We start from the raw sequence: 6839 nt of genomic DNA, 5'->3' as shown, positions 1-6839 counted from the left end.
TTTCATAGGTGCTTAGGTAACAAGAGAAACTAAGGCCCTCTTGTCCACTATAGAAACATTTTGATTATTAATTCGCCAATTAGGGGTCATCATACATATCTATCAACTTAAGAATTTTATAACGTCCCAAAACAAAAGATTGTACATTTTCACCTGACATGTCAATTCTTTTATTTTGGGGTATTTACGTTTCTTAAGCTAATGGACATGAAAGGACTAGTAAAACCTAAGTATACAATAGTTCATCCGGAATTTTAAAGAAAGGGAATACTAATGATAAATTACTTGTCCCTGGCAGAAGCGATCTTACCTTATTATCGTAGTCAATTATTGATGCTCCCATTACGATACCCTTTTTCTGATAAAACAAAAAAACGGATACTCCCATCATAGGAGCATCCGCTATAAATATACTTCTATATGGTTAGTATTTTTCTACTCTAAAAAGTCCTAAAAAGAATCTACTATTAAATCCTCGATACCTCTTACCTTACTCTGAAAACTCCTAAAAGGGAGTTTTATTATTGATATTATTTTAAATAAAATACGTCTGTGTTAAACGTTCCTAAATATACAGCACCTGAAGATGTTGTTTTGTACGTATCAACTTTCAAACGATATTTACCCTTTTCATAAATGCCTACGCCATCATAATTGACTCTACCAATATCAATGTTCATTCCTACATATTCTCCAGGTACAAACCAAGAAATTAAAGGTTTGTTCACATTTTCCCACGTGCTATTTGCGCGCTGAATTTGTGGTTGTATACGAAGCTCAACTTCATAAGCTTTGTTGTCATTTTTAATTTTAATATTTACATATGAATCTGTATCAACATAATGATTTGCTTTTGTTGTATTTACGCTAGCTCCGTAACCTGAAGCCGCAGCTGCTTTTGATACGGGGTTAACTAATTCTAGAGTAGCTACACCTCCTAATGCGATTGCTGAAGCCAACATTGTCATACCCATTTTCTTTTTCCATGGTTTCATGTGAAATTCCTCCCAATTTTCAATTATTTTATCGTGTTAATTTTACTAACCCTGTGTACATTGTATCAATTGAACCAGTAGCATTTTCAACTTTCACACGGAAAGTACCTATTTCTGCGATTGATTCGCCATTGCCTGTTGAAACAATAATTTCTTCATTTGTACAAGCTGGTAACATAGACCCCCCTTCCAGATTCATTCCATTACGTCGAAATTAAGGTATTATTTCTCTTAAAATGTTATAAATTTCATTTTAAAATCCCATTATAATAATATTAATTTTCTCTCTTCTTTGCATATTACAACATGGAGAATACAGAGACGACTCTTTCAAAACTTTATTAGGGGAAAGTTTAAAAAAATGAAATTATAATAATATTTACATAAATGTAATATGTAGTAAATTGATATAATTAATACTAACTATTCTTAACATTTAATAATCTTATCCTTTGCCCTACAAGGGGTACGAAAACGATTCTGGGTATGAAGGACCACTCTGGGATTTAATTACAAACCAAAAAAGGCATACCACCAACATTTTAACGAAAATATATGCTAAGCAAAAATACAATAAGCTGTCCATATGGACAGCCTATTTACATAATTTTCGTTATTGGAAGTTACTTTTCAAGTATTAATAGATGGTCAAGTTCAGTTTCGTGATAACTCTACATGCTTAAAGTGTTCAACTGTTGGAAATGGATCATAAAAGTGATGCAATAATGCTTTCCACTCTTGATATTGTTCAGATTGACGAAATCCTATCGTGTGGTCTTCTAAAGTTTCCCATTGCACAAGGAGCAAATATTTTCCTTTCTGCTCCATACAGCGTTGTAATTCATGATTTATGTATCCTTGCATGGAAGAGATGATTGAGGATGCTTGCTTAAATACCGATTCATACTCCGTCTCCATACCGTCTTTTACTTGCAACATGACTGCTTCTAAAATCATTTTGAAGTTCTCCTCCTTTTCTTAATTGTACCATGTGGGAGGAACGCTGATGAGGAGTTTTGATATATAACATATACACGTGAAGTTAACATAACGTCCTATTATCAGTAGCAAAGAAAAAGGCGTCCCCTTACTCTCACAAGGGATTCGCCTTTTTCATTTTCTATGACCCTATGCATCTTTTTGTACATTCCTATTCTGGAGCGCCTTTTGGCTTCCCTATGTCTCCCTATTTTTCGCATAAAATCTTGGATACTCTTAGCGTGGGGTTTTTCCGAAATGCTGGCGGTACCCCTTATAGTGAAAAGGAAAAGAATATCTTGAATTGAAAAATCGATTAAGGAACTGTTGAGTGACAATAAGTTGTTCTGTTAAAGGATCAGATTGTGGAGGATTATTTTAAAAGAAAATTGGATAGTAGAAAATTTAATATATTGCTGTAGACTTCATCAAATGGTACACTTATAGTAAGAACTATTTGAATTTTCTCGTTTACAATTATATAAGACATACAGATTCGAGTCTTTAGACAGTCGCTTAAAGAGCTATCTTTAAGCCGTTCTAAAGGCTTTTTTGCTGTTCCCGCAAGTTTGAACGCCAGTAAAATATCATTAAATTATTGAAGGTGATGGAATGAAACTTGCCTTGCAAAGGCTGCGAAGTAATGTGTTGTGGTAATGTCCTAACTCAAATGAACTAAAGAATATTCTGTTTAGAAAGGAGACGGTAATATTATGATTATTGAAACAGATATATCTCTAGAAGGAAATTCAATTTCGCTTATTCCTCTCGAGGTGAAGCATAAGGAACAATTATTTGAAGTTTTAAAAAGCCCAGAAGTATGGGAATATTCCTGGCGAAAAGTTACCACAGTGGAGGATATAGAGCAAATATTAATGATAGCTGTTAATAATAAAAAAGATGGGAAACATATACCTTTTATTGTTAAGGATAAACTGAAAGGTCAAGTATTAGGGACAACTCAAATTTGTGGTATTGATAAAGTAAATCGTAACGTGGAAATAGGTTGGACTTGGCTTTCACCAAAAGTTTGGAGAACAAAAGTAAACACAGAATGTAAATTCTTATTACTTAAGTATTGTTTTGAAGAATTAAAAGTAAATCGTGTACAATTTTCAGTTAGTGGAGAAAACTTACGTTCTCAAAAAGCTGTTGAACGAATAGGAGCAACAAAAGAGGGGACTTTTCGTAAACATAGAGTAAAGGTAGACGGAACCATTCAAGACAATATATTTTACAGTATTATTAATGATGAATGGGAGTCAGTAAAAGAAAGATTTATTTATTTATTAGAGAAAGCATACTGTTAGTCTCACTTCTTCTTTTTTAATCATTATTCTATTGGGAAGAAGCTTTATGATAGTGGAGTAGATTGCAACAATTGGGTGTGGAGGAAAAAGAATATATCATTCGGTAATGATGCGAATGATATTACAATATTTCAACATGCAATGTATTCAGTTATGATTGGTGAGAGCTTACAACTAGCGTCGTTTTCGTCTGAACAATTGGTATTAAGTGAGGATACAGAAAACATCCTAGTACGAAGACTTAGCGAATTGGGAGATATAAATATAATTACTAAGTTGGTAAATCTATAATAAGTAACCTTTATTTTTATGAAATAATTAAAGCCTAATTTCTCGTTATTGTAGCTTGAAATTAGGCTTTTTTATATGTTGTATTTCCTTAGCGTACCAAAAGCGCGTTTTGTTGGTGGGACCCATTGCTATCAAGCTAAGATTATATAAGTTTAATTTCACGTGAGGTTTTTTCTTTTTTCTATAGATCCAGTGTAAGTTCTTTAAAGATTTACATACCAAATAAACCCTATCGGGTTTCAATTTTTTGGATTATGCTACCTGTTTGTGAGACATAGAAAAATTGTATACGACGCCTAAGATATCAAAGACTGTTTTCTTCTCATATCTATGGGATTTCCGCCCATTTCTCTGTAGAATATTAAACAAACGAAGTAGTATCTTTGATATCTCTTGGGTGTCTTTTTGTAAAGCTTGATAAAGAAGTGGAAAATAATCTTTGATGATATAAATCGCTTTATATTCACTCAACTCTCGTTTCTTCTTGGTGAGGAGTAATTGGCGCATTTGAAACATAGTGGAGGAACAAAGAAGGATACTAATTAAATGTCCGTATAAATGACACTCTAATCGTTCTAATTTTACAGAATTACATTGGTGAATATGAAAAAATGATTTCCATGTTTTAAAGATAAGTTCAATTTGCCACCGTAAAGAGTAAAAATCGTATACCTGTTCTTTTGGTAGGTATTCCGAAGGAATATTTGTAATGTAAAAGTTAATCGCACTAAGCCGTTTACTACGTTTTTTATAGGTAAATTGCTTCTTATGTTCTTTAGATGCTAAATCCTTTTGTCTATGTTTCATTTGTGTTTCAGTTAATTTATAAAGAATTAGTCTTGCCGGAAGCTTTTGATACATTCCAATATAAATCTCAGGAATTTCATATGTTTCACCTGACTGTAATTGGTCAATGAATTGCTCCATATCTAATTGAATGTACTCAGAGTGCTTTTTTATTGTTCCATTTTGAAAGTATTCAGGCTCTTCATTTTTTTGATATATACGTGTATTGAGCTTTAATCTTGAAATAAAATAAGCATTACACTCTTCTATAGTATGTAAGTCTTTTAATTCGAAGTATCCTAAATCACGTATACATACATCGTTCGGTTGAAAAGACGTTAAACAAGTAGAATCATACGTTTTATCATTGTGCTTTCCAGATCCTACATGAACATGTAGGATCTGACCACTTAATAAATCATATTCTAGTTGAATTTTTACGCCAGCATTTTGACCGCTACCACCTGAACCTTGATATGTAGAGACGAATTTATCTGGAACCTGAAAATGTGTAGAATCCAATATGCGGATACGTCGAAAATAGTTTTTATAAAAAGTCGAAATCTTGCTAGAAGAACAAAATTGGTGATGAAGTAAATATGCTAATAGTTGTTGTAAAAACTGAACAGCCTGAGGATTAAAACGTTGATTGAGTCCTTCTGGACTCATAGAAATACCTGTGTTAGCTTCTAGTCGACTACATAATTGTGTTAATGAAGTATGAGCTATATTTTGACTTAACCAAATACAGAGAGCCACTAAATCTTGTGCACGGTATTTACTTTTTCGTTTCACAAATCCTACACTTTTAGCTAATTGCTCTAAAGCATCAGGTGACATATATCGTTTCAACTCTTTAGAAAACAATTCTAGTTCATCAAAAATTGATAAGTTCATATCAAAAACGCCATCCTTTCCTATGATTCTATAGAAAGAATAGCGTATTTTTTCATTTAAGGGGGAAATTTTGTTTTATTAGTTTTCCTTGTTTGTTTTAATATTTATCATAGTGTGAATTGGCTTTCATCATTCCTTCGTTAACAGAGATTATATCTTTAAAAGCTTGCTGTTTTTCTTGAATATGCTCTGCAACTTTCATAATTATGGGCATAATTTGTTTTATTACGTGTTGTCTTTTTTCTTCTTCCAAAGATACAAGCCAGTAATTGAATTGTTCTTGTTTCTTTTGAAATTCTTCTTCTGATATTTTTAAATCACCTAGTTCATAAATAGAACTTACAAATTCTTTATAGATTTTCTTATTCATTCTAACCCTCCTTTATAATAAAAACTTATTATTTGAATTTAATAATATTAAAATCATTCTTCAAAATTTGATTTATTCTCTTCTCTATCTCATCCATGATCTCATTGTATTCATTTGGATATTAAGTAATTCGTATGCGATTCCTAATCTTTGATATTTATGAACATTTTCATCCTGTTTTTGGCTATTATAGTAGTCAATATAGTGAAACTCTTTATTTAAATCATTTAAACGTGAGTCGATGTTTTTAATTCTTTCACTAATAATACTATTATGATCAAAAAGTTCTTCAAATGATTTTCCAATCGTATGTCCTAATCCATTGGAACTAAAGAAAAATTGTTTTGCTGCCTCTGGCTGTTCTTCCAAAGCTTTTGTTAATTTCTTATCATCTATTACCATAGTTCCGTCATCTTTGAATTGAATACCATAAGTAGATAAGGTATTACCATCTTGCGTAAATCCGACTACATTCCGCATTTCTCGATAAATATCATTCATTATTGCATGCCCATTTAAAACTCCCATCGGTCCCGTAAAATCTTCAAAGGACGAAGCAACTTGATTATAATCTGTGACCATTTTTTTTATTAGTTTAGTGGCATCTGACACACCAGAATTACTTACTGTGAATTTTAATTCACTACTCTTAACATTGGTATTCTTTGTACTTACTTCCATTGCTTTTAGTAATTCAATCTCTACACCAGGAAGTGGCGTAATTGTGTTACTAGTGCTTGAGCCTTCAATCCCATTAAGGCTATATTTTGCATCTTTCGCTGTATTAATGGTATTGAGTACATATTTCTTTTTTTCATTACTAGATTCATCTATTTGGTCTGTTTTTATTTTTGTATAAAACATCTTCTTAAATAAATCTGATGTCCCATCTTTTAATTCAATTTTATTATCTTCACCGACTTTTTTAGCATTCATAAAAATTTTACCACCGTGTGTATAAGCAGATACCCCATACTCTTCAGCATTTATTCGATTAATTAAATCTTTATACGTCATATCACTTGTTATTGTTAAGTCCCTATCTCTAATTTTCAAAGTATCATTTACATTCAATTTTTCATCAACATTAATAGGGTTTGAGACAATTTGGTGATACTCCGCAAGTTGTTTAACTGTTATATTAAATGTTCCATCAATTGCATCACGATTTGCCTTCACCTTAACATAACCATCTTGTGATGTTGTTACTTT

At 31.9% G+C, this 6839-nt stretch carries 7 protein-coding genes; 1 reads left to right on the top strand and 6 read right to left on the bottom strand.

From position 1 onward, the window contains the following. Positions 1–530 precede the first annotated feature (530 nt). The 3 genes from DN403_RS26345 to DN403_RS26340 all read right to left on the bottom strand — a co-directional run bounded on the left by DN403_RS26345 (position 531) and on the right by DN403_RS26340 (position 1952). Complete coding sequence (locus DN403_RS26345; protein ID WP_131252113.1) at positions 531–995, bottom strand: DUF5065 domain-containing protein; 465 nt, start codon at positions 993–995, stop codon at positions 531–533. Positions 996–1023: 28 nt separating this feature from the next. Further along, the gene (locus tag DN403_RS31380) at positions 1024–1173 is read right to left on the bottom strand and encodes a hypothetical protein (protein WP_165498065.1); all 150 of its coding nucleotides are present in this window, start codon (positions 1171–1173) and stop codon (positions 1024–1026) included. A gap of 476 nt (positions 1174–1649) precedes the next feature. Next, positions 1650–1952 carry an antibiotic biosynthesis monooxygenase family protein gene (locus tag DN403_RS26340; protein ID WP_149185910.1) on the bottom strand — a complete coding sequence of 101 codons (303 nt, stop codon included), beginning with the start codon at positions 1950–1952 and terminating at the stop codon, positions 1650–1652. Between the two features lie 734 nt (positions 1953–2686). On the opposite strand from DN403_RS26340, the gene DN403_RS26335 reads away from it, so the two are divergent. Further along, positions 2687–3283: a GNAT family N-acetyltransferase gene (locus tag DN403_RS26335; protein WP_149185909.1), complete on the top strand. Its 597-nt coding sequence runs from the start codon at positions 2687–2689 to the stop codon at positions 3281–3283. A gap of 543 nt (positions 3284–3826) precedes the next feature. Here DN403_RS26335 and DN403_RS26325 read toward each other — a convergent pair. From DN403_RS26325 to DN403_RS26315, 3 genes are all read right to left on the bottom strand, one after another. After that, positions 3827–5257, bottom strand: coding sequence for an IS4 family transposase (locus tag DN403_RS26325; protein ID WP_149185908.1), 1431 nt, complete (start codon positions 5255–5257; stop codon positions 3827–3829). Between the two features lie 97 nt (positions 5258–5354). Continuing rightward, positions 5355–5627, bottom strand: a complete 273-nt coding sequence (locus DN403_RS26320; RefSeq protein WP_149185907.1) for a flagellar biosynthesis protein FlgG — start codon at positions 5625–5627, stop codon at positions 5355–5357. 84 nt (positions 5628–5711) lie between these two features. Next, a partial coding sequence (locus DN403_RS26315) for a flagellar hook-associated protein 2 (protein ID WP_149185906.1) occupies positions 5712–6839 on the bottom strand: 1128 nt, incomplete at its 5' end.

Source organism: Bacillus sp. AY2-1 (assembly GCF_008368965.1).
Classification (GTDB): Bacteria; Bacillota; Bacilli; order Bacillales; family Bacillaceae_G; genus Bacillus_A; species Bacillus_A thuringiensis_S.
Note: the sequence above shows the minus strand (reverse complement) of the source record. Positions and strands in the feature narration are given on the sequence as shown.

Coding starts and splice junctions, on each gene's coding strand:
- DN403_RS26325 (WP_149185908.1), bottom strand. CDS start 5,257: ATGAACTTATCAATTTTTGATGAACTAGAATTGTTTTCTAAAGAGTTG.
- DN403_RS26340 (WP_149185910.1), bottom strand. CDS start 1,952: ATGATTTTAGAAGCAGTCATGTTGCAAGTAAAAGACGGTATGGAGACG.
- DN403_RS26335 (WP_149185909.1), top strand. CDS start 2,687: ATGATTATTGAAACAGATATATCTCTAGAAGGAAATTCAATTTCGCTT.
- DN403_RS26320 (WP_149185907.1), bottom strand. CDS start 5,627: ATGAATAAGAAAATCTATAAAGAATTTGTAAGTTCTATTTATGAACTA.
- DN403_RS26345 (WP_131252113.1), bottom strand. CDS start 995: ATGAAACCATGGAAAAAGAAAATGGGTATGACAATGTTGGCTTCAGCA.
- DN403_RS31380 (WP_165498065.1), bottom strand. CDS start 1,173: ATGTTACCAGCTTGTACAAATGAAGAAATTATTGTTTCAACAGGCAAT.